Raw genomic sequence first — 22,269 nt, 5'->3', positions numbered from 1 at the left:
CTTTGAAGATACCTCACTTGGGAATCGTGACCGGGAGCATTCCAGTTGGTTCGACTGTCCCTGCCAGTGTTTTCGCCGCTGCCTGAATCGCACCTGGCGAGTAGTCGTATGTCGTCAAAAACGTCGCCGCGTCTGGACAGACAGCGAGGTCGTACGGGTTCCGTACAGCAAGGACAGCCAGCTGGTCATGGTGCGCAACGAGTGTCTGGAGTGTCTCTGCCTGTGCCTCGTTCGACAGAGCATCGTAACTGACGGCCACAATCTGCTCGTCTGCTGGCGTTATATCGACAGTCTCACCGCCAGCCATGGTGCGTGTCGTAATTTCGAATCCGATCTCTCTGAGCGCAGCAGCGACCACTTCTGGGTCGTATCGGTCGTCCTCGGCGGGCGACCCCCGCGTCCCGGTAAAGCTGACCACGTGCAGGTGACGTGACGTATCGAACGGGAGTGTCTCGCTGTCGTCCCTGACGAGTGTTATCCCACAGTTTGCAATCTCAGTTGCAAGCTGTTTCGACGCGGTTGCATAGCGATTCCACTCCGGCGCTTCGGCAGTTTCCGATGTACCCACTCGTTGCTGTTTATACCGCTGGATACGATGCAACGACCGGTCGATTCGCTCCTCGGTAAGCCGTCCCGTTCGGACGGCGGTAACCACGGCTTCAATCGCTGCACGCTGTCGCTTGAGCGTATGTGAAACAGTGACGATATCACACCCGGCCTCGATTGCGCGGACGGCCCCTTCGATGGTGCCGACGCCGTCAGCGATCGCATCCATCTCGAGACAGTCCGTGACGAGTAATCCATCAAACCCGAATTGCTCCCGAAGAAGTGCTGTCTGGACTGCTGAAGATATCGTCGCCGGCAGTTCCTTGTCCCCTGTTATCGCCGGAAAAGCGACGTGCGTGGTCATAATCGCGTCGATGCCGCTCTGTATTGCAGCTTCGAACGGGGGGAACTCAACGCGCTCCAGTCGGGGACGCTTGTGGGAAACCACCGGCAGATCGAGATGTGAGTCGACTGCCGTGTCGCCATGACCGGGGAAATGTTTCCCGCAGGCAGCGACATCCACGGACTGGAGGCCCTGCGCCATGGCTGCGCCCAGTGCACCCACACGCTCGGGATCTTCCCCGAAGGACCTGACACCGATTACGGGGTTCTCTGGATTGTTATTGACATCGAGGACCGGCGCGAGATTCAGATTGACCCCGAGACTCCGCAGCTCCCGTCCGACGGTCGCACCTGCTTTCCGGGCCACCGCGTCGTCATCACAGGCCCCGATGAGCATCTGACCCGGTAGCTGTGTGCCCCAGTCGAGCCGTGAGACGACACCCCCCTCTTGATCGGTAGCGACGAACAGTGGAAGGCCAGCGCCGACTGCCGTGGCTTCTGACTGCAACTCCGCTGAGAGCGCTGTCACCTGCGATGGAGATGCGATATTTCTGGTGAAGTAAATGACGTTTCCGAGGTTGTACTCACGAATCAGTTCTCGTATCCCATCAGTCGGTTCGGAGCCATCGAATCCAGCCATGAATAACTGGCCGACCTTCTGTTCCAATGGCATACTCGCTACTGTCTGCATCGACATGTAACAACATCCGAGGTGCTAGGGATATAAAACTACGTTTGCGACCACAAACTGCTACAAAACTGGGCCCGAAGATTACTGCTTGACACTCCCGGAAGTTAGTCCGGAAACGATCTGTCGCTGGAACACGACGAAGATTGCGAGTAGTGGGACAGCGGCGAGGGTCGAGGCAGCCATCATCTGGCCCCACATCGTCTGATCCTGCTGCTGGAAGTTCTGAATTCCAATAGAGAACGGCGTCACGTTGTCAGTCGCTAGGACTGACGCGAACAGCACCTCGTTGAATGCGAGCAAGAACACGAACATCCCAGTCGCGGCTAGGCCCGGTGCTGCAAGCGGCATCACGACGCGGAACAGGGCCTGTGTCCGCGTACAGCCGTCGATTCGGGCCGCTTCCTCCAGCGCTGTCGGAATCGTATCGAAATACCCACGAAGCATCCAGATCGTAAACGGGACGGTAAACGTCGTATAGAGGAAGATCATCCCATGGTACGTGTCCTTCATCGGAATGTTCGCGGACTGGTCCATGACGATGAACAACAGAAACATCGGAATGAGGATGAGTACGCCGGGGATCATCTGCGTTGCGAGTGCCCCCATCTCGAACTTCTCCTTGCCGGGGAACTCGTATCGCGACAACGAGTAGGCGGCCAGTCCACCAATAAGCAGCGAGAGGACGGTGGTCACACTCGAAATGACCAGGCTGTTAACGTAGTAATCGACAAGCGGGAACCGCTGGAACATCAGGAAGTAGTTCTGGACATAGGGGTCTGCTGGGAGTATATCGAGCCCGAGTTGCAGCACTTCATCGCGGGTTTTGAACGATGTCGTGAACATCATCCAGACGGGGAATATCGCGAATATGAGAACGAGGATGAGCACGGAGCGCCAGAGCAGTTGGTACACGAGCTCTTTGCCATCCGCGGTTAGCCGCATTTCGTCCGGGACGATCGTACTTTCTGAGCCGACAGCAGCCATGAGCGAACTGAACATCTCAGATAGCACCTCCGTCGTAGCTGGAGGCCACAACGCGCTTGTAATAGACGTATGCGATGGTCATCGAGAACAGGAACAACATCGCGCTGAGAGCTGACCCGATCCCGTACGCACTCTGTTTGAAGCCAAAGGAGTAAATGAGCAACATCAGGACGTTCCCCGATTCGCTGGGTGACCCACCCAGCAAAATATACGGGACGGGGAAATTGATGAAGGTCCAGAGGATCAATAGCAGCAGAATGACAGCAGAAACGGGCTTCAACTGTGGCAGTGTGACATACCGCAGTTTCCCCCATCTGCCGGCCCCATCAATCTCGGCAGCCTCGTACAACTGTTCAGGAATCGACTGCAATCCAGCGTACAACATGATTGCCGCATACGGGAAGTTCCGCCAGACGTTCGCGATGATTATGGCATACAGCGAGTTTGGGCCCAGAAGCCAGAACAGGGACCCCTCGATGAGTCCGGCCTGACGGAGTAACGCGTTGATAACTCCAGTATCGCTCCGGAACATCATCCGCCAGGTGAGCAGCGTGACGACAACCGGTGTCACATACGGAATCAGGATCACGGTTCGCGCGACGAGCTTGCCCCGGAACTGCTTATCGAGGGTGAGTGCGGTTACAAGTCCGAGAACGTACGTCCCTATCACCGATCCAACCGTGTACAGAATGGTGACTTTGAGCGAGTTCCAGAACTGTGCGCCATAGATCGTATCCTTCTGGAAGACCTTCGCGAAGTGGTCAAGCCCGACGAACGTCTCCGGGCGGAACCAGTCGGTGTATCTGAGCGACGGGAACTCGTAGAAACTCATGACGAATCCGAGGATGACCGGAATCCCGTGGACGAGAAGCATCATTGCCAGAGCCGGAGCAATGAGCTTGAGTCCGAAGCGCTGGCTTGCAGGTAACGAGCTAACGTACGGGATATGAACCGCTGGGAGTCGACGTTTGACTCGCTGGTACGCGGACAGGAGCATACACAATCGATTATTATGCAATGTATTTAATCGTTCTGTACGACGCTAGAGTGACACGGTCCCGACACAAAGCTAGTAGCTATTCGGCCGGACAAGCGGAGAACCACACTGAAACGACCTGTTTTCGGATTTTATCCCTGAAGCGCGTTCTCTGCCTGCATCGCAGCCTGTTGGAGTGCCTTCTGGGTATCGCCTTCGGACCAGGAGTCCGTTGCTGCCTTCGTGAGTACCTTGGTGACGGCTCCCTTGATCGCACCGGAGACATCACCCCAGCCCACGACTTGCGGCGCTGTCTTGGCGTTTGTGTTGTTCAGAACGTCTTCACTGAAGGACTGATACAGCTCTCCCTGGAAGGCCTCTTGCTCGAAGCTACTCTTGATCGTAGGCAAGAAGCCAGACCCCTTCGCGAGTTCTGCGTTGACCGCTGGCTGCATCAGATACTCGATAAACGTCGCGGCTTCGCTCTTTTTCTTCGTCCAGGGATGGATGCCCATGAGGTTCACTCCGAAGAAAGTCGACGACTCTCCCCGGGGACCGGCCGGCGGCTTGCCAACGCCGAGTTCGGCGTCAATATCGTTTGCAACCCTGAGCCCCTGCCACGTCGAAGCTATCCGTTTGCTGCTGAACGCGTTGTTCCGTGCAACGCCGTTCCACTCGACTGAGGCCTGTGGGGATGCCTTGTGCGTCGTGGACAGATCCTTGTAGAAATTCAACGCCTCTACCGCCGCGTCACTGTCGAATGTCGGCTTGGACCCGTCAATCACACTCCCACCGTTTTGCCAGATGAGCATCATATAGTACTGGACGACTGCCCAGTTGTTCGCACCAGGAATGCCGAACAGGTACCTCGTGTTGTAGCCTTCCTGTTCCCACTTTTCGGCCTGCTTGTTGTACTTCGACGCATCATTCGCGAGTTCGTCCCAGGTCGACGGGGGACCATCGATACCAGCTTCCTCGAACAGCGATTTATAATAAATGTGCCCGCGGGGCCCCCAGAACCAGGGGAACCCAGCACGGACGCCGTCGAATTTCCCTATCTGAAGTGGCGATTCGTAGATATTGTCTGTCGGCATCGAGACGCCGGCTTCTTCGAGGTCCATCCAGCCGTCGGAATTGACTTGCTGTGGCATCCACGTCGACGCTATCTCTTCGACGTCTGGACCGGTCCGGGTGGAGATACTGTTGTTTTGCTTCTTCCGAGCGACGCCCCAACCCATCGTCTCGAAATCCACCTTGATCCCGTGTTTTTTCTTCAGTATGGGATTGTGTTTCTCGTAGAACGTCTCAATGTGGTCATTGACGAAGTGCCGGACTGTGAGGGTGGTTATATCGTTCGATTGCTCCCCGGTGCTCGCGCCGGAGTCGCCATCCCCGTCGTCCCCGGCGGTACTTTCCGAACTTTCATTGCCGCCACAGCCCGCGAGCAGCGCGACCGTTGCCGCTCCGGCGCTTTTGATGAAGCGACGTCGCTGGCCGCTCCGCAAACTATTGTCTGACATATGCTATCACTAACGACCTAGGTGGTATATATAATTAATTGTTTAGGACATTCTTCGCAACGGTGCGGTCCCATGAGCTATCACAAATACCTATCGTATGGTTTTATAATCTACTGCCATCAATCGGTAATCTAAGTGATCGCAGAGAGACTCCGATCAGTCGGATGATTGCTGGCTGACTGGAGCCTCTGCTGGCGTTGTCGTTGAAACAACTGACCACAGTGCCGCCCTATGAACATCAAACCATGACCACACACGCAGTCTACGACGAGATCCGTTCCGGTATCGACCGACTGAATGACTTCAAAATGAGCACGCGCGACCTTTCCGAGCCACGCACGCGTATTGCACACGCTGACCGGGTCCACTTCATCGGCTGTGGGTCCTCATACTGGACCGGTGTGATCGGTCAGTATGTGTCTTTTCAGAACGGCATCGACGCAACGGCGTACGCCGCGTCAGAATACCTGTTCGCCGGTCCGCCGATTACTGAGGAAACGGTTGTCGTCGCCTACTCCCAGTCCGGCGAGACGTCTGAAACCGTTACAGCCGCTCGACGAGCAAAGGAGAAGGGTGCATTCGTTATTGGCATCACAAACACCGATGATTCGTCGCTCGGGTCAGTAGCGGACGTGGTCCTCGTCACGCCAGCGGGGACCGAGAAAGCAGTCCTCGCTACCAAAACCGTCGATGCCGCGTTGATGCTGACGTTCTCGCTACTCGAAAGCAAATACAGTGAGTACACACCGAGCGAACTACAACGCATGTGCCGGAACGTCGTCGAACAGGACTTTCAGACAGCCGTCGCTGTCCTCGCGGAGGCCAAGACACTCTACACTCTCGGACAGGGGATCGAATATGGGCTTGCAGGCGAGGCGGCGACGAAGTTCGGCGAGGGTGCACTGTTGCATACGACGGCACTCCCGACACCGGAAATCAGCCACGGACCCATCGCAAACGCTGCCGGTGAGCCGGCACTCGTCATTGCTACCCAGGAATCGGAGGCATCGTTGACCAGCGAGGTCGTTTCAAAGCTACGCGACGCCGGAGTGACCACAATTGTCCTGCGGCGGCCGACGAACGACTACGGTGGAGATATCTCAATCGAACTCCCGTCCCGTTCGCCAGATCACCCGATAGTGCCGTTAAAGATCCTGCAATCGCTCACGTACAAGACGGCTGTCAAGAAGGGATACAATCCGGACGATCCACCGGAACTCTCGAAACATATCGAGTGGAGTGCACTGGGGTAGCGGGCTGGATCAGCGACCACGGCGATAACACATGTCAATCGTCGATGGGAAACACTGAATCGAAGCTGCTGATCGACACTGCTATCTTTTCGATCCTCTGGCGTCCTGTAGATCCCACCAGCGGTGACGAACGTCACGATACACAGCCGTACAACCGATATTTTATCTCGGCGGGAGCTGGATTATGTCGTTATATTATGAAGATTAATCACACTCCGGATACGATGCAGCAGTATGCAAATCACCGGATACGAACTGTTCGAAATCCCTCCCCGCTGGGTTTTCCTGAAGCTAGAAACCAGCACTGGGCTTCTGGGCTGGGGTGAGCCTGTTATCGAAGGCAGAGCGAAAACAGTTCGAGCGGCGGTCGAGGAGATGCTGGATCAGTACCTCATCGGCAAGGATCCGTTTCGAATTGAGGATCACTGGCAAGCGCTGTATCGTGGCGGATTTTATCGCGGCGGCCCGATCCTGATGTCTGCCATCGCTGGTATCAATCAGGCACTCTGGGATATCAAGGGGAAACACTTCGGCGCACCTGTGTACGAACTGCTGGGTGGGAAAAGCCGCGACAAGGTTAGAGTGTATAAGTGGATCGGCGGCGACCGGCCGGAGGATGTCGCTGCAGAAGCGACGCGGTTGGCCGAGGCTGGCTACACTGCACTCAAAATGGATGCGACGAATCAGACCCGGTTCATCGAAACGAAGGCATCACTCGACGAGATCACAGAACGAATTCAGCACGTTCGAACAGCGGTGGACGACCGAGTGGATATCGGGATCGATTTCAGAGGCCGAGTATCAAAATCGATGGCCAAGACCCTTACCAACCGCCTCGAATCCGTCGAACCGATGTTCATTGAAGAGCCGGTGCTTCCCGAAAACATCGAACACCTTCCGAACATCGCGGCCCAGACACACGCACCCATCGCAGCAGGTGAGCGACTGTATTCGAGATGGGATTACAAAGATCTCCTCAAAACGGGGGCGATTGACGTGATTCAGCCCGATGTCTCTCACGCCGGCGGTATTTCAGAGATGGTCAAACTGGCTAACATGGCGGAGTCACACGACGTCGCCATTGCACCGAACTGCCCACTGGGTCCAATTGCGCTGGCCGCGTCGATCCAGGTCGATACAGTCGTTCCGAACCTGTTAGTCCAAGATCAGGGGTTCGACGTCCACTCTGAGACGACCAGTCCCGCACACGATCTGTTGAATTCGAACCCGTTTGCGTTCGACGACGGCTACCTGAAGACGCTGGACGGCCCGGGACTGGGTATCGACGTCGCGCTAGACGTGGTTCGGGAGAAGGCAGAAGCCGATCTCGACTGGCACAACCCGATATGGCGGCACGAGGACGGCAGCGTCGCCGACTGGTAACGACTGTTTCATAATAATAAAAACTTAAGATATAGACGGGAGTAGTAATCTTATGCCCGACGAAACTGAGACAGCAACACTTTCTGCACCGATGAAGACGTTCGCCATCGTCGACGTGCTCAGAGATGCCGACGGGCCGCTTGGCGTCTCAGAGGTGGCCGAACAACTCGGGTACACTCGGAGTACGACGTACAAGCACCTGAATACGCTGTTGCAGTCAGGCTACGTTACAAAGAGTACAGGGGATTATCAGCTGACGTTACAGTTTGCCGATATCGGCGAACACGTCAAATCACAGGCACCCATCTACCACGACACGAAGCCCCAGATAGACCAGATATCAGCGACGACCGGCGAGTCTGCCGGACTGGTTATCAAGTGCGAAAAGCAAATCGCCGATGTCTATCATACCGCTGCTGACGACTCTCCGAGACACGTAAACTCCCCGTGTTTTCATTGCAGCGCTCCGGGAAAGGCAATCCTCGCAGCGACTGGTCCAGAGGAGGTCGATGCTATTTTAGACCATACTGATCTGCCCGCGATGACCGAAAACACGATTACGGACCGCCAGACGCTTACCGCCGAACTCGATAATATCCGGGACCGGGGGATCGCGTTCGAGCGCCGTGAGCAGTATCCGGACGTAAATTGCGTTGCGGTTCCGATTCAGGACCAGTCCACGACCGCAGCTGTGTACGTGGCGGGACACGCTGAACGACTGGGCGGGAAACGGTTACAGGAGGATGTCCCCGGGATGATCCTGAGCGCCGTCAGACAACTCAATGCGGAGCAGATCTGAGTCGATCGCAGCATTCCTGTTCACGGAAGCACTATCAGGATAGTCTGGAATCGGCAAAGCTCAGTACGGCCGCATCAGCTCCGGTCCTATTTGGCCGCTGGCAGTTTCAGCATTGCCATACATATCTCAACAAATATTTTCATCCGAAATAGAGTATTTCTTTTAGCGAAACAATTCGAGAGCGGGCTGCGAATGGCATAACAGCCGTACACTTATTATCCCGATTCGCTCAATTGAACCCAGGCCCTCCTAGATATGCACATATCGTACCGTAGCGGTGCTGAATCGAGCCTCTTTCACCTGCTTTCCTTTCCACCGCTCTCGTTCAGTATCCTTCCAGTGTCCAAACAATTTTTCATAATGTGAAACGCCCTCGACGAGGTACTTTTGTCTCCTGGTCGAAACATTCAACTGTTGATGGATGGTGCGTTTCACTCACGGGAATACCTACAACAATGGATGCAATCGCTGTCAAGCGGGAGAAGACTCGGCCAGAACGGATCGACATCGAGCGCCCGGAACCGGACGAGGGAGAGGTCCTCGTGAGGACTCTCCGAGTTGGCATCGACGGAACGGACTTCGAGGTGCTATCGGGATCACACGGCGAGTTTCCCGAGGGTAGCGACTACCAGATACTGGGCCACGAGGCCGTCGGCGTCGTCGAGTCCTCGAACGGGACCGCGCTGAACGAAGGAGAGATTGTCGTCCCGACAGTCCGTCGGCCCGCAAACACGTCGAGTCGGTTCTTCGAGAACAACGAGCCTGATATGGCTCCACCCGGTGAGTATGTCGAACGGGGGATTGCGGGCGCGCACGGCTACATGGCCGAGTACTTCACTACACCCGAGTCGTTTCTCGTTTCGATCCCGGAATCGCTTGCGGATGTCGGATTTCTGGTCGAACCGATCAGCAATGTCGAAAAAGCACTCGAGCTGGCACAGCGGTCCAGGTCGACCTTCGAGTGGCAGAACTCTGCTGGACTCGTCCTCGGAAACGGACCGCTGGGACTGCTTACATTGGCGATGCTTGCAGACCGGTGTGAGCGAACGTACTGTCTCGGCCGTCGTGAACGGCCGGACCCGACCATCGATATTATCGAGGAGCTAGGGGCCACCTACATTAATTCTCGACAGACGGCCGTGGACGAAATCCCTACAGTCCACGAGCCGATGGATCTGGTGTTCGAGGCGACGGGGCACGCAAAACACGCGTTTTCGACGGTCGAGGCACTTGGTGCGAACGGAGTCGGCGTCCTCCTCGGCATCCCTGAGGACTGGGAATTTACTGTCAACGGTGGGGCGCTCCACAGGCAGTTGGTCCTCCAGAACAAAGCGTTGCTCGGGAGCGTGAATTCCAATATCCGGCATTACAAACGCGCTCGTAACACTCTTGCAGAATACCCGGATTGGTTCCTTGCGTCTATCATGACGACCCAGTGCTCTGTGTTGGAGTTTGCGGATGCATTCGAGGAGTCGCCGGATACTATCAAGTCGTACATTGAGTTTAGCACCTAAGTAACAGCATACCCGCAATGTACACGTATTTGGCTCAAAGAGTTGTATCCTCTCCCACACACGCGTATTAATAATAATCTTAATTTTCTTTTAGGTGTGTTTGGGTAGATATCACTGTTTTAGAGCTGTTTATGTCAATAAGTATTGTTCTATGGAGGCACACCTCCTATGTTTAGACACAAATATCTGCTAAACGAGTAGAAATAAACTGCTATACTCAAAATACGGGCGAGGGAAACCAGTGGATAGTGTCTTCGGTACTGGCGATCTCGAAACTACCGACGGTCAACAAGGCGTTAGATTACGCAGTTACTATCCGTGCCTATGAAGGACTGACTCCGCCGATCGATTCTTCAGCAGGGGTGCTATCGTTCGCGCCAGTGGCTACGTCTGGGAGTACTCATCAACCCACTCCTGGAGCGTGATACCCATCGTTGACTGCGTAATCGCGTTCGAGGACGCGGAGTTCGCACTCTTGACGAGTTCGGCTTCCAGTGTCCGCGTCGGGATCTCGCCGATAAAGTGCGGAATCGCTCGCTGGACCGCCAGCGGACAGCCGACCTCGTGCGCAAGTGCATAGCCTGATAGGGAGTGTGGGACCTCTTCGGTTGCGTATCTCGGGTCCGGGTCGAGTAGTTTCTCGTCCTCGACGAAGTCGACGTACTCATAGCACTTTCCGACGTCGTGGAGTAATGTCGCCGCGACGATCACGTCGATATCGGGGTCGGCCCCGTGGAACTCCTGCTGTTCGATAGCGGACTCTCGTGCGATTCTGGTAACACCGCGGACGTGCCTGACGTTGGTTACCTCGTGGATATTCCAGGCGTAGGGAATGTCCGTAATGTCGCGCCAGCCACCTCGTTCAAGGGCGAGTGTCCACGCTTCGATGACTTTGCTACGAAGGTCGTCCGATGAGATGTAGTCGAGTTCCGGGAACGCCTCCGTGACTTGCGCCTCGTAGTCGGGCATACTACCCCTCGTCCTTGACGAGCTGTTCCTGGCCGATAAACCGGGGCCGCTCGTCGATAGCCAAGAAGTTATCCACGTCCTCGCGGGCCGCTTTCGCTTTCCCTCTGTCCGGTGCGTAATCCCGCGATCCTTCGCTGCCGAGTGCGTCGTATAGCTTCTCGAGGTCGTCGAAGTAGAGTTCGGCGACGCCGTCGAACTCGGCGTTCGCGGGGTCTGTTGGGATGACCGTATTGTACTTGACGACACCCTCGATCTCACGGGCGATCGGCGTGTGGTTGGTCTGCCAGTAGTCGACGAACTCCTCGTGGGTCATGTCGTCCTGCCGGACGAGAAACGCCGAGTGCTTGTAGAGACCGTCAGTGTCGCCACCGACCTCGTCTTTCTGCACGATCTCTTCGCCAATGATACGCGGCCGCTCCTCGACAGCAAGGAAGTTATTCACGTCTTCGCGGGCCTTTGCGGCGATCTCTTTGGTAGGATCATAGTCCCGGGAGCCGGGACTGCCCAGCGCCTCGTGCAGGTCTTCAAGCGTCTCGAAGTACAGCTCCGCCAGCCCGTCAAATTCGGCATGTGATGGCTCTGTTGGAAGGACTTGCTGGTAGCGAACCACGCCCTCGATGTCCTTCGCGATCGGCGTGTGATTGGTCTGCCAGTAGTCGACGAACTCCTCGTGAGACATACCGTCCTGTCTGACTAACAGAGCTACGTGCTTGTACATCATCAGCACATTTCTGACCTATGAGTATAAAAGCTAACGTTGTTTCCTGTCAGAGTGTTTAGGCCAGTAAAGATTAATGTATGCATGACGCCGAAGATTGAACCGATATGGAGGCAGTCAACCCGGCTACGGGCGAGCGGCTGGACGTGTACGACCCTGACGATGACGAGGCAGTCGAACGAAAACTGGACCGTGCCACGTCGACGTTCGAGGACTGGCGCGATGTCCCGTTGCGCGAGCGCGAGCAATTGCTGGTAAACGCCGGCGAGGTCCTACGGGAGAACAAACAGCGGTATGCTGAGCTGATGACCCGGGAAATGGGGAAACCAATCACGCAGGCTGTTGCTGAAGTCGAAAAGTGTGCCTGGGCCTGTGATCATTATGCCGAATACGCGCACAAATATCTCTCCGAGGAGCACCACCCCAGTCCGCCAGGGACAGAAGTAAAAACGGTCCATGACCCGCTCGGGCCAGTGCTTGCAGTGATGCCCTGGAACTATCCGTTCTGGCAGGTCATTCGCTTTGCCGCGCCCTATCTCACTGCCGGCAACGTGGGCCTCCTCAAACACGCTTCGAACGTTCCCGGGTGTGCACTCGCGCTCGAAGAAGTGTTTGCCGAAGCCGGCTACCCTGACGGCGCGTTCCAGACGCTGTTGGTTGGCTCCAGTGACGTTGACGGCATCCTCGCAGATGATCGTGTCCGTGCGGCAACGCTGACCGGAAGTGGCCCCGCCGGCCGTGCCGTCGCCGAAACGGCCGGCAAACATCTGAAAAAGACCGTCCTGGAACTCGGTGGGTCTGACCCGTTTATTGTCCTCGACGACGCAGACCTCGATGCGGCCCTCGAAACTGGGGTGCAAGCACGGACACTGAACGGCGGCCAGTCGTGTATCGCCGCCAAGCGTTTCATCGTTCACACGGACGTCTACGAGGAGTACGTTGATGGGCTCGTCGCTGCCTTCGAAGACCTCACTGTCGGCGACCCGATGTCCGACGAAACCGATGTCGGCCCGCAGGCTGACCCAGACCTGATGGCCGAACTCCACGATCAGGTACAGGCCAGCGTTGACGCCGGTGCAACGGTGCTGACTGGCGGCGAACCGCTTGACCGGCCGGGGGCCTTCTATCCACCGACAGTACTGACTGACGTCCCCTCAGGGTGCCCCGCTGACACCGAGGAGACGTTCGGCCCAGTGGCGACCGTCTACGAGGTCGCTGATGTAGAGGAAGCAATCGAAGTCGCGAACGACACCCGGTTTGGCCTTGGTGCAAGCCTCTGGACGGCGGACCGGGAACGCGGCCAGCGTCTGGCACGAGACATCTCCGCGGGCTGTGTCTACATCAACGAGATGACCAAATCAGATCCACGGGTCCCGTTCGGCGGCATCAAAGACGCCGGTTACGGTCGTGAACTCTCGGAGATGGGAATCAAAGAGTTCGTCAACAAAAAGACGGTCTGGATCGAATAACCGTTCGCGTTTGCCACTGGGTGGTGCTTCTATTGCTGACGCGCTCGATTCCCGTCTGCTGGCAGCAGCCCACGGCAGCCAGCGATTTCGGTGACAGGACAAAGCTTCTTGTTTCACGGGGCGTTATGCGAGTGCATGGAGTTAGCTATACTGGGCGGTACTGGTGACATCGGTGAGGGACTCGCGATGCGGTTTGCCGCCGACACGGACCATGCGATTACGATCGGCTCGCGGGACGCTGCAAAAGCCAGCGAGCGAGCCAGAACGTATGAAGAACGGTTGGCCGCTCACGGTGTCGAGACTGAAATCAACGGGACGGACAACAGTAGCGCCGCGGCCAGTGCAGACGTGGTTATCTTGGCCATTCCGCCACATCACGTCGGCGATACAGTTGAAGCACTGGCAGAAGATGACGCGCTCTCGGACCAACTGCTCATTAGCCCCGCTGTCGGGATGAACGGCGATGGGGACGGACTTCACTACCGACCACCATCGACGGGGAGCGTTACCGAGTTTGTCGCGGAGCGGGCGCCTGAATCTGTTCCAGTGGCTGGTGCGTTCCACAACCTCGCAGCGGATCGGCTGTCGGATCTAGAGGCCACGCTCGATGTGGATACGCTGGTAGTCGCGGACGACTCGGCGGTTAGTGACCGAGTCGTGTCGCTGACTGCTGATCTTGCGGGCGTCCGACCGATCCCTGCTGGGCCGCTTTCGAACGCCGCGGAAGTCGAGAGTCTGACGCCACTGCTCATCAACATCGCTCGATACAACGAGGATATGCACGATGTCGGTGTGAGCTTTACGTAGACGCCGGCCGCGCTTCCGTCCTCCGCCGTGGTTCGATAGTATCGTAGCGAGGTCGATTGCGTTCTCGCTTTTGCCTATGTCCGAAAACAGTCACAACCAGACAGGGAAGTATTTTACCGCGCGTTGTCGATTCCGTCGATTGCGTCGGGGTTTTCGATACTTGAGAGATCACCCAGCTCTGCGCCCTCGTAGACATTCTGAATGATTCGCCGCACAATCTTCCCGGACTGGGTCTCCGGAAATTCATCGACGAAGCGAACTTCACGCGGACGGAATGGCTTGCCAAGCGCTGTCCCGACTCGCGTGCGCAATGTCTCGCGAAGGTCCTCTGACTCCTCGTACTCCTCGTTGAGGATAACGTATGTGACAACCGCAGTCCCCTTCGTTTCGTCGTCCGCTCCGATCGCAACAGCGGCGTTGACCGCATCGTGTTCGATAAGTGCGCTCTCGACTTCGGCCGGGCCGACCTTCCGGCCGGCGACGTTGAGGACATCGTCCGACCGACCGTGTAAGAACCAGAAGCCGTCCTCGTCTTTCTGCGCCCAGTCGCCGTGGTCCCACATATCGCCGAACCGCGACCAGTACTCTTCGAGGTACCGCTCGTCACCGCTCCACAGCGATTTTGTCATCGACGGCGCTGACGACTGACAGACCAGATACCCCTTCTCGTTGGCTTCGGCAACGGACTCCCCCTGTGCATTGACGACGTCGATGTCCATGCCGAGCGCCGGGCCACCGAGCGTCCCTGGCTTCAGCGAGTGGAGCGGCGTCGGCTGGAGGAAACAGCCGAAGATCTCCGTTCCCCCGGAGATGTTCATAATCGGTGTCGTGCCGTCGCCGACGTTCTCCAGAAACCACTCCCAGGAGTCCGGGTCCCACGGCTCGCCGGTCGAGCCTAGTAGGCGCAGCGTCGAAAGGTCGTGCCCATTGAGCCACTCGTCGCCGTGCTTCTGTAGCGAACGGATCGCTGTCGGTGAAATCCCGAACACCGACAGATTGTGGGTGTCGATCATTTCCCAGAACCGGTCCGGCTCGGGATAGTCGGGTGCCCCTTCATACATGAAGACGGTACCACCGTGGGCGTGATTGCCGATCAGCGTCCACGGCCCCATCATCCAGCCGATGTCCGAGACCCAGAAAAACCGGTCTGCGGGCTTGTGGTCGAACGAAAAGAAGATTTCTTTCGCCGGTTGGACGAGCCCGCCAGCATGTGTGTGGACGATGCCCTTCGGTTTGCCTGTTGTCCCGGATGAGTACAGCAACATCGACTCGTGGTCGGCGGGGAGTGACTGGGTCTCGTAGTCGGCGGATTGGGACCCGACTGCATCCGCCCACCATTCGTCATGATTGGGGTCCCACGGGAGGGCAGACTCCGCAGAACCAAGCCGATTATAGACAATGGTGTGTTCGACGTGACCGGCCACCTCGATAGCCTCGTCCGCGGCCGACTTCAGGTCGATTTCGCTTCCCCGGCGGTAGAAACCATCGCCGGTGAACAGGACCGAACACTCGGCGTCTTCGATGCGGGTTGCTGTTGCGTCGACTCCGAAGCCGGAGAAAATAGGGACGGCAATCGCACCGACCTTGAAACAGCCATACAGCAGTGGGACGATTTCCGGGACCATCGGCATGTATAGCCCGACGGTGTCACCAATTCCGATACCGCGCTCTTCGAGTGCATTAGCGACACGATTGGCCTGTTGGTGGAGTTCGTGATAGGTGACCTCACGGACTGTTCCGTCCTCTCCTTCCCAGATTGTCGCGACTGTATTTCGGTTTTCAGAGTCGGGGGCTGCGTGACGGTCGACGACGTTGTGAGCGATATTGAGTTCCCCACCGACGTACCAGTCCGTGAACTGCGGGCCGTCTGTGTCATCGCGGACCTGCTCGTACTCCTTGTAAAACTCCAGATCGAGATAATCGACTATCTCATCCCAGAACCAGTCAAGTCCGGACGCCGGCTCACCGTCGATATCGGTGACTGTCCGTCTGTGGAGTTCTTCGAAGTTCTCGATGCCGTGCTCTTGCATGAACGCGTAGACGTTGCTCTGGGTGACGAACGCCTCGCTCGGCTCGTATTGTACCGCTTCGAGTGCTGTGAGTGAGTCTGACATTGGATTCACGTGGCTGTGACAGTGTCCGGAAGCTGTGCAGTCGCTGCAATCGAGCTATCCCGTCTTGTAGACGCCGCGCGCATCTGCGACCTGTGTACCGTCTTCGGCGTACACTTCCACATTGACGACGCCAACGTCACCACCGTGACGAACTACATCTGCTTCCGCTCTGAGGTCTCCTGTTCCGGCTTCGAGGTAATCGATGCGCATATCGATGGTCGGCACCGGCTGGTCGACGAGGGACACGAGAGCGGCTCCGCCAACGGTATCAGCGAGGGTGAACGTAACGCCACCGTGAGCCATTATCTGCTCTTCGTTCCACGACAGTTCTTCCCGCATTTCGATATGGCCTTCGGCGTGCCCGTTATCGACAGTGGTTATCTCGATATCGAGCAGGTCGGCAAACGGCATGTTCTGGAAGAATGCTTCGATGTCCATACTCATCAATTCGGTTCTTCACCTGGGGAAATAAGTATTGGTGTTCAGGAGGGTCCGAAACACACGGGCGGCACCGAGGGAGTTACTGGCGCTTGTGGTGTCGCATCCCCTTCGGGTCAGACGGTATCTGATGTTCCAACAGTCACCGACATCATGTGCCAGTCCTATAGTAACAATTGAAACGATTTACACACCGATCGCACTGCCGTCGTGCGATCGGGTGTGCATTGAATTTCAATGGCTACTATAGCTGATCTTCGGCTGCACCTCTTCACCCAACCGCCGGATGCACTCGGCCATCTCCTGCGTTCCGGTTCCGGGGTGGTACGTCCGGAAAATGAAGTGAATGTCGTCGCCCAGTGCCTCACGGTACGCTTCGAGTTCCGCCGTGACTTGTTCGGGCGTCCCGAAGATAGCCTGTTCTTTGAGTTCCTGTTTGCTCTCTTCGTCGAGTTCTGCAACCGTCTCGCCGGAGAATATCTCCTCGTATCGGCGCTGGATGTAGAGGTAGCCGTCGCGCATCTGCGCCCATGCGTCCTCGCGGGAGTCACCGACGAACCCGTGCTGGAGGACATATATCTGAAAGTCGCCCTCGATATCCTCGTCGTCACGGACGTTTCGGATGTCTTCGACGCGCTTCCGGACGCCACCGACTGACAGCGACGACGGGGCACACCATGCGTCAGCGGTCCGGGCGGCCCGCCGGACGGCAGGACGCGATGCCCCACCAAGCATGAGGGGAACGTCGTCTGCAGGTTTCGGCGTCACAGTGACGTCCGACGAGATGTCGTGGAATTCCGGCTCGTAGTCGAGCGGCCCGTCGGACCAGGCACCGCGAAGCGTGTCGACCGTATCGGCTAGCCGTTCAGCCCGTTCGTCGTCGGGAATCCCGAAGGCGTCAAACTCGGAGACGTTGGAGCCGATGGCCATCCCGAGCGTCGTTCGCCCACCGGAGATCTGATCGACCGTCGCGATATCCTCAGCGAGCCGGATTGAGTCATACAGCGGCGCGAGCGCGATACAGGACCCGATTTCGATGTTGTCGGTGACTGCAGCCAACGCCCCGAGTGCCGGTGTGACCCCTGACAGATAATCGTCGTCGAGGAAGTGATGCTCTGAGACCCAGGCGCTATCGAGGCCCGCGTTGTCGATAACTTCCCCCAGTTCGAGCATTTCGTCGTAAATCTCGCTGGTTTCGCGGTCGTCGTCCGGGCGCTGCTGACAGGTAAACAGGCCTGTTCCCAGTTGCATAAATTTCCGTTACGGCGCAACCGACTTAACGGTAGTGGCATGCCGGCAACCGAACAGTACGTGAGACCGGCCGCGATATCTGTCAGTCAGTAGTCGATCCGCGTAATCTCCGAAACGGGCCATTCGCTAAGGATCTCGACGCCGTTCTCGCGGACAACGACCATCTCTTCGACGCGGACGCCCTGCCGCTCCGCGGGTTGCATCGTCTCGACAGCCATCGTCATGCCCTCCTCGATTTCGATCGGGTGGTCCGGCGAGAGTCCGCGCCAGATGAGCGGCGTTTCGTAGAGCTGTAGCCCCAGCCCATGGGCCCAGTGGTTGGTCGTCATCTGCCAGAACTCGTCGGCGTCGTACCAGTCCATATGCTCATCCTCTCTGTCGGGGAAGCCCTTGCAGATTTCGTCGGTCGTGGCCCCTGGCTCGATCCGTTCGAGGACGTCATAGAGGTCGTCACGAGCTTTTTCGTAGGCGTCTTTCTGTGCCTGCGTCGGTTCGCCCATGCTGAACGTCCGGTAGTAACAGGAGCGGTAGCCCAGATAGCCGATGTTGTAGAAATCCGCGTAGACGAGGTCGTTCGGCCGAATCATTCGATCGGTCGTGTTCGCCTGGTGTTTCGGCCAGGTGTTCGGGCCGGAAGTCACGTAGCCACCCTGGGCCATTGCGCCGTGCCCCCAGAGCTCGCCGACCGCATCGCCCCAGACTTCTGATTCGCGCTTGCCCGGTTTTGCACTCTCCGTAATCTTCTGGAAGCCTGCCTCACAGATGGCAGCGACCTGTCGCAGACACTCGATCTCGTCGCGGGTTTTGGTCTTCCGCGCGTCGAGCATGATATCGGTCGCCGCGCTGCTGTCGACATCGACGCCGCGGTCCTCGAACTTCTGGATTAGCGTCCCGTTCCCCACGTCGATGCCCATCGGTTCCCGGTCGACACCGTACTCCTCCATGGCCGTGTACACCGTCTCGGCCATCTTGTCTTTGAGCCAGTCGCGCGCGGAAGCGCTGCCTGACGCCCGGGGCACGTTTCCGAGTCCGGGACAGGCATACCGGATGTCGTCGAGCCAGGGACAGTTGAACCGCTGGTTCGATGCGTGATCCGCAGTGTCCCAGTGGACCACGTCGCCGTTTTCAGTCAGGAGCGTGTAATGGTCTGCCCCGCTCCCGCCGGTCATCGCCAGCCCGGTGATATACCGGACATTCGGGTCATTGATCAGCAGCATCGACCCGAGTTCGGAGTCCTGCAGCCGGTCGAGGGCTCGTTCTTTCCGCTCGCGTCGCATCCGCTGGACGTCGATCCGCTCTTCCCAGTCGACGGCCATGGTGCCACGCGTTCCTTCCATGAAGTCGCGCTCGTACATCACCTATGCGTACAGGGAGGTCCCTAATCAAACACTGGGTTCATTCTGATCCACTGCGCGAAAAACGAGCACCAACGAGACACATGTCACAATTCGACGGTCGGAGGTGTGTCAGAGCGGTTCGAGCCCGTTTTCTTCCCGGAGCGTGTCGATGTAGGACCGGAACCCGGATTCGAGGTTGTACTCGACCTCGTAGCCGAGGTCCTCCTGCGCGGCGGTCATATCGAGATTCTGGGTCCAGGGGAGTTCGCCCTCGTCGGAGACATCGAGGTCGGCGTCCGGGACGATTTCCCGGACAGCGTTGGCGGCTTCACGGATCGTCGCGAGGACGCCACGGACGTTGTAGATTCGCTGGCTGAGATGGTCCTCGTCGACGAACGTCGCTTTCCGGAACGCCTGTGCGATATCGCGGGCGTGTTGCCAGTCGATCACCTGGTCGCCGTATTCGACGCTGAACGGCTCACCGAGTGCCGGCTTCTCGATGATGTTTGCGAGGAACGCCGACCCGCCGGTCTCGCGGTAGGGGCCATACGCCACAGTCGGACGGAGTCCGACGTGGTCAACCCCGTAATCCTCGTGGTAGACACGGGCCTGATGTTCGTTGTACTCTTTGGTCGCGCCGTAGAGCGTATCGGGATAGACAAGTTCGTCCTCGTCGACGTATTCGGCAGTGTAGTTGTGTGGCGGCGCGTACACCGCAGCGCTGGAAGCCCAGGTGACACGCTCTATCTGGTCGTCGAGGGTGCGCGCGGCCTCGAAGACGTTGTTCGTCCCCTTGATGTTGACATCGAGGCCAGCCCGGGGGTTGTCCCGTGCTGTGTTCGTCAGCAGTGCCGCAAGGTGAACGACGTGTGTCGTCCCCGTCTCTTTGACCGCACGGATCACGTCCGTCGCCTCCGAGACGTCACCGCGCCTGATGGTCACATCGTCGGCGACACCCAACTTCGAGAGGATGTGGTCGTCCGTCGAGAGGTCGTAGGCGACGACGTCGTGGCCGTGTTCGATGAGGTCCTCGACCACATACGAGCCGAGGAAGCCGGTTCCGCCAGTGACGAGTACTGTCGTATCTGTCATTGTCGTATCAATGTGTGGTCGGTATTTGATTTATATTCTTTGCTGACCCGTGTTCGGGACTTCATTCGTGGAGCCCGCCGACTTCTTTGTAGAACGATGATTGGAGGGACTCCACCATCTCTTCATCACGGTCGATGCGAACGTCGATGACGAACGGAACATCGGCGCTAGTCCCGTTTTCGAGTGCAGCCGCGAGTTCAGCAGGAGTCACTGCCTGCGTCGCTTCAGCGCCGAAGGCCTCGGCTGCCTTCACGAAGTCGGTGTCGTGGAACTCGACGCCAGCGATGTCGCCCTCCTCGTGTTGCATCTGCCGGACCATCCCCAGGCTGGTGTCGTTGAGGACGACGAACGTGGGCGTGACGCCGCTCTCGACGGCTGTCTCCACACTGGTCATCGTCATCGTGAAGCCACCGTCGCCGGCGACGGCGATGACATCTTTCTCCGTGGTAATGGCGGCGGACACCGCGGCCGGCGTTGCCCACCCCATCGCGCCGACGCCACCACTCCCGTAGTAGGTCCCGGTGTCCGGTGTCTGAAGGTAGTTCAGCAACCAGAATCGGTTGTTTCCGGAGTCGGCGGTGACTATCGTCTCTGAATCAACGACGGCCTCGATCTCTTTGACCGCACGCTGTGGCTTAATCGGCGATGCATCCGACTCGCATCTAGGGGCGTAAAACGACTCCTGTGCTGCGGCCGCACGATCGCGTGCCCAGTCGTTTCCAGCACTCTCAGGGAGGGTCGCCGCCAAGTCGTCGAGACTCTGTGCGGCATCACCGATGAGTGCGACATCTGCGGGGTAGACCCAGCCAGCGTTGCGTGTGTCGATGTCAGCGTGGATGATGGTCTGCTCGTCGGGCCGGATGAACTCCGGGGACTGCCAGTTCGTGTCCATCGGGTTCATGCGACAGCCCACGACGAGGAGGACGTCCGCTTCGCTGACAACCTGGTTTGCCCCTTCGTGACCGAAGGAGCCGATAACGCCCGCAGCCAGGTCGTGGGTTTCGGGGAACGTCGACTTGCCGAGATAGGAGGTCGTGACGACGGCATCAGTAGCCTCAGCGACAGTTTCGAGCTGGTCGTAGGCGTCGGCCGCGTGAACGCCGTTGCCGGCGATGATGACCGGTCGGTCAGCTTCGCTCAGAGCTGTTATCGCTGTCTGAACATCCTCGCGGGCTGGTCGCGATTCCCAGTTCTGTACCTGATCGTGGCCGTCCCAGACCGGGGGAATCGGGTCTTCGGGCATCTCCTCGGTGACGGCGTCGCCGTCAAGGATGATTGCCGTTGGCCCCGGCCGGCCGGCAGTCGCGTGTTTGAACGCGAGCTGGAGGCTGCGTACTGTCTCGGTTGGTGAGCGGGGGAACCAGTTTTCCTTAGTGTAGGCATCGAGTGCTGACGGCAGGTCCAGCCCACCGTAGTCACCGCGAGCCTGCTGGTACGGCGCGAGCGTGGAATAGTCGCCACGCTCGCTTGCCTCGGTAATAACGACCATTGGGGAGGAAGCGAGTTTCCCTTCCATCTGGCCGATTGCACCGAGGCTCCCGATCCAGGGCCCTTGTCCTGCGAGGACCCCGGGATTGCCGGTGAGTCGGCCGTGCATCTCGGCCATGACGCTGGCTTCGCGCTCATCGCGTGGTCGGACCATCTCGACGTCGGCATCAGGAACGTGGTCGAGAATCTCGATGGCACGACCACCGGGATATCCGAAGACGTACTCGACGCCTTGCTCGTCCAGTTCTTCGACAAGGCGCTTTCCTGTTTCAGTCATGGGTAGTGAATTTGGGAGTCATTATCTATTATCGCGTTACGTCCCACTGTGGGTAACTCCCAAGATATAGAGTTTGGGGTGCAACGCTACAGCAATCATGATTGGGTAACCATACACCCGGAGCCCTGCGGAACAAGATGTACTGTCGGGGGTTCAAGTAATTCGATCCTGCCATAGTACCAGTTTCTAGCGGACACAACTTTTCTGGGGCTCGTACTCTCTGTTATTGCCCACAAAAATGTTCTAATAGTTAGAACAGAGCAAATCCCAACGTAGCACACATATATTCGTATATTGTTGG

At 57.7% G+C, this 22,269-nt stretch carries 18 protein-coding genes; 6 read left to right on the top strand and 12 right to left on the bottom strand.

From position 1 onward, the window contains the following. Window positions 1-13: 13 nt before the first annotated feature. The 4 genes from C443_RS19960 to C443_RS19945 form a co-directional block, all read right to left on the bottom strand. Entirely contained in the window at window positions 14-1,561 is a 1,548-nt protein-coding gene (locus C443_RS19960; RefSeq protein WP_005538713.1) for a glycoside hydrolase family 3 protein, read from the bottom strand. Window positions 1,562-1,660: 99 nt separating this feature from the next. After that, window positions 1,661-2,578 (bottom strand): carbohydrate ABC transporter permease, encoded by a 918-nt coding sequence (locus tag C443_RS19955; protein ID WP_005538712.1) that lies wholly within the window; start codon window positions 2,576-2,578, stop codon window positions 1,661-1,663. A gap of 1 nt (window position 2,579) precedes the next feature. Next, the gene (locus tag C443_RS19950) at window positions 2,580-3,440 is read right to left on the bottom strand and encodes a carbohydrate ABC transporter permease (protein WP_005538711.1); all 861 of its coding nucleotides are present in this window, start codon (window positions 3,438-3,440) and stop codon (window positions 2,580-2,582) included. A gap of 251 nt (window positions 3,441-3,691) precedes the next feature. Then, window positions 3,692-5,059: an extracellular solute-binding protein gene (locus tag C443_RS19945; RefSeq protein ID WP_049944160.1), complete on the bottom strand. Its 1,368-nt coding sequence runs from the start codon at window positions 5,057-5,059 to the stop codon at window positions 3,692-3,694. 245 nt (window positions 5,060-5,304) lie between these two features. On the opposite strand from C443_RS19945, the gene C443_RS19940 reads away from it, so the two are divergent. From C443_RS19940 to C443_RS19925, 4 genes are all read left to right on the top strand, one after another. Further along, the gene (locus tag C443_RS19940; RefSeq protein ID WP_005538709.1) at window positions 5,305-6,312 is read left to right on the top strand and encodes an SIS domain-containing protein; all 1,008 of its coding nucleotides are present in this window, start codon (window positions 5,305-5,307) and stop codon (window positions 6,310-6,312) included. A gap of 234 nt (window positions 6,313-6,546) precedes the next feature. Then, on the top strand, window positions 6,547-7,695 hold the full coding sequence (gene dgoD / locus C443_RS19935) for a galactonate dehydratase (RefSeq protein ID WP_005538708.1): 1,149 nt from the start codon (window positions 6,547-6,549) through the stop codon (window positions 7,693-7,695). Between the two features lie 52 nt (window positions 7,696-7,747). Next, on the top strand, window positions 7,748-8,494 hold the full coding sequence (locus tag C443_RS19930; protein ID WP_005538707.1) for an IclR family transcriptional regulator: 747 nt from the start codon (window positions 7,748-7,750) through the stop codon (window positions 8,492-8,494). Window positions 8,495-8,949: 455 nt separating this feature from the next. Then, entirely contained in the window at window positions 8,950-10,008 is a 1,059-nt protein-coding gene (locus tag C443_RS19925) for a glucose 1-dehydrogenase (protein WP_005538706.1), read from the top strand. Between the two features lie 384 nt (window positions 10,009-10,392). On the opposite strand, the gene C443_RS19920 is transcribed toward C443_RS19925, so the two are convergent. Together C443_RS19920 and C443_RS19915 are read right to left on the bottom strand one after the other, a co-directional pair. Continuing rightward, window positions 10,393-10,977 (bottom strand): HD domain-containing protein, encoded by a 585-nt coding sequence (locus C443_RS19920; protein ID WP_005538704.1) that lies wholly within the window; start codon window positions 10,975-10,977, stop codon window positions 10,393-10,395. Between the two features lies 1 nt (window position 10,978). Beyond that, complete coding sequence (locus C443_RS19915; RefSeq protein WP_049944182.1) at window positions 10,979-11,695, bottom strand: EthD domain-containing protein; 717 nt, start codon at window positions 11,693-11,695, stop codon at window positions 10,979-10,981. Window positions 11,696-11,802: 107 nt separating this feature from the next. On the opposite strand from C443_RS19915, the gene C443_RS19910 reads away from it, so the two are divergent. Beyond that, window positions 11,803-13,164 (top strand): NAD-dependent succinate-semialdehyde dehydrogenase, encoded by a 1,362-nt coding sequence (locus tag C443_RS19910; protein ID WP_005538701.1) that lies wholly within the window; start codon window positions 11,803-11,805, stop codon window positions 13,162-13,164. 135 nt (window positions 13,165-13,299) lie between these two features. Further along, window positions 13,300-13,971: an NADPH-dependent F420 reductase gene (gene npdG / locus C443_RS19905; RefSeq protein ID WP_005538699.1), complete on the top strand. Its 672-nt coding sequence runs from the start codon at window positions 13,300-13,302 to the stop codon at window positions 13,969-13,971. A 113-nt stretch (window positions 13,972-14,084) separates the two neighbouring features. Here the strand turns inward: npdG and C443_RS19900 are convergent, their stop codons facing one another. From C443_RS19900 to C443_RS19875, 6 genes are all read right to left on the bottom strand, one after another. Continuing rightward, window positions 14,085-16,085 carry an AMP-binding protein gene (locus C443_RS19900; RefSeq protein WP_005538697.1) on the bottom strand — a complete coding sequence of 667 codons (2,001 nt, stop codon included), beginning with the start codon at window positions 16,083-16,085 and terminating at the stop codon, window positions 14,085-14,087. Between the two features lie 54 nt (window positions 16,086-16,139). Next, window positions 16,140-16,523: a PaaI family thioesterase gene (locus C443_RS19895; RefSeq protein ID WP_005538695.1), complete on the bottom strand. Its 384-nt coding sequence runs from the start codon at window positions 16,521-16,523 to the stop codon at window positions 16,140-16,142. Window positions 16,524-16,757: 234 nt separating this feature from the next. Then, a complete protein-coding gene (locus C443_RS19890) occupies window positions 16,758-17,774 on the bottom strand; it encodes an LLM class flavin-dependent oxidoreductase (protein WP_005538693.1) in 1,017 nt (338 codons plus the stop codon). An 86-nt stretch (window positions 17,775-17,860) separates the two neighbouring features. Next, window positions 17,861-19,129, bottom strand: a complete 1,269-nt coding sequence (locus tag C443_RS19885; protein ID WP_005538692.1) for a M24 family metallopeptidase — start codon at window positions 19,127-19,129, stop codon at window positions 17,861-17,863. Window positions 19,130-19,240: 111 nt separating this feature from the next. Next, window positions 19,241-20,203: an NAD-dependent epimerase/dehydratase family protein gene (locus tag C443_RS19880; protein WP_005538691.1), complete on the bottom strand. Its 963-nt coding sequence runs from the start codon at window positions 20,201-20,203 to the stop codon at window positions 19,241-19,243. Between the two features lie 61 nt (window positions 20,204-20,264). Further along, window positions 20,265-21,968, bottom strand: a complete 1,704-nt coding sequence (locus C443_RS19875) for a thiamine pyrophosphate-binding protein (protein ID WP_005538690.1) — start codon at window positions 21,966-21,968, stop codon at window positions 20,265-20,267. Window positions 21,969-22,269 lie beyond the last annotated feature (301 nt).

This window comes from Haloarcula argentinensis DSM 12282, from assembly GCA_000336895.1.
GTDB classification, from domain to species: Archaea; Halobacteriota; Halobacteria; order Halobacteriales; family Haloarculaceae; genus Haloarcula; species Haloarcula argentinensis.
Note: the sequence above shows the minus strand (reverse complement) of the source record. Positions and strands in the feature narration are given on the sequence as shown.

Coding starts and splice junctions, on each gene's coding strand:
- C443_RS19960 (WP_005538713.1), bottom strand. CDS start 1,561: ATGCCATTGGAACAGAAGGTCGGCCAGTTATTCATGGCTGGATTCGAT.
- C443_RS19955 (WP_005538712.1), bottom strand. CDS start 2,578: ATGTTCAGTTCGCTCATGGCTGCTGTCGGCTCAGAAAGTACGATCGTC.
- C443_RS19950 (WP_005538711.1), bottom strand. CDS start 3,440: ATGATGCTTCTCGTCCACGGGATTCCGGTCATCCTCGGATTCGTCATG.
- C443_RS19945 (WP_049944160.1), bottom strand. CDS start 5,059: ATGTCAGACAATAGTTTGCGGAGCGGCCAGCGACGTCGCTTCATCAAA.
- C443_RS19940 (WP_005538709.1), top strand. CDS start 5,305: ATGACCACACACGCAGTCTACGACGAGATCCGTTCCGGTATCGACCGA.
- dgoD (WP_005538708.1), top strand. CDS start 6,547: ATGCAAATCACCGGATACGAACTGTTCGAAATCCCTCCCCGCTGGGTT.
- C443_RS19930 (WP_005538707.1), top strand. CDS start 7,748: ATGCCCGACGAAACTGAGACAGCAACACTTTCTGCACCGATGAAGACG.
- C443_RS19925 (WP_005538706.1), top strand. CDS start 8,950: ATGGATGCAATCGCTGTCAAGCGGGAGAAGACTCGGCCAGAACGGATC.
- C443_RS19920 (WP_005538704.1), bottom strand. CDS start 10,977: ATGCCCGACTACGAGGCGCAAGTCACGGAGGCGTTCCCGGAACTCGAC.
- C443_RS19915 (WP_049944182.1), bottom strand. CDS start 11,695: ATGTACAAGCACGTAGCTCTGTTAGTCAGACAGGACGGTATGTCTCAC.
- C443_RS19910 (WP_005538701.1), top strand. CDS start 11,803: ATGGAGGCAGTCAACCCGGCTACGGGCGAGCGGCTGGACGTGTACGAC.
- npdG (WP_005538699.1), top strand. CDS start 13,300: ATGGAGTTAGCTATACTGGGCGGTACTGGTGACATCGGTGAGGGACTC.
- C443_RS19900 (WP_005538697.1), bottom strand. CDS start 16,085: ATGTCAGACTCACTCACAGCACTCGAAGCGGTACAATACGAGCCGAGC.
- C443_RS19895 (WP_005538695.1), bottom strand. CDS start 16,523: ATGGACATCGAAGCATTCTTCCAGAACATGCCGTTTGCCGACCTGCTC.
- C443_RS19890 (WP_005538693.1), bottom strand. CDS start 17,774: ATGCAACTGGGAACAGGCCTGTTTACCTGTCAGCAGCGCCCGGACGAC.
- C443_RS19885 (WP_005538692.1), bottom strand. CDS start 19,129: ATGTACGAGCGCGACTTCATGGAAGGAACGCGTGGCACCATGGCCGTC.
- C443_RS19880 (WP_005538691.1), bottom strand. CDS start 20,203: ATGACAGATACGACAGTACTCGTCACTGGCGGAACCGGCTTCCTCGGC.
- C443_RS19875 (WP_005538690.1), bottom strand. CDS start 21,968: ATGACTGAAACAGGAAAGCGCCTTGTCGAAGAACTGGACGAGCAAGGC.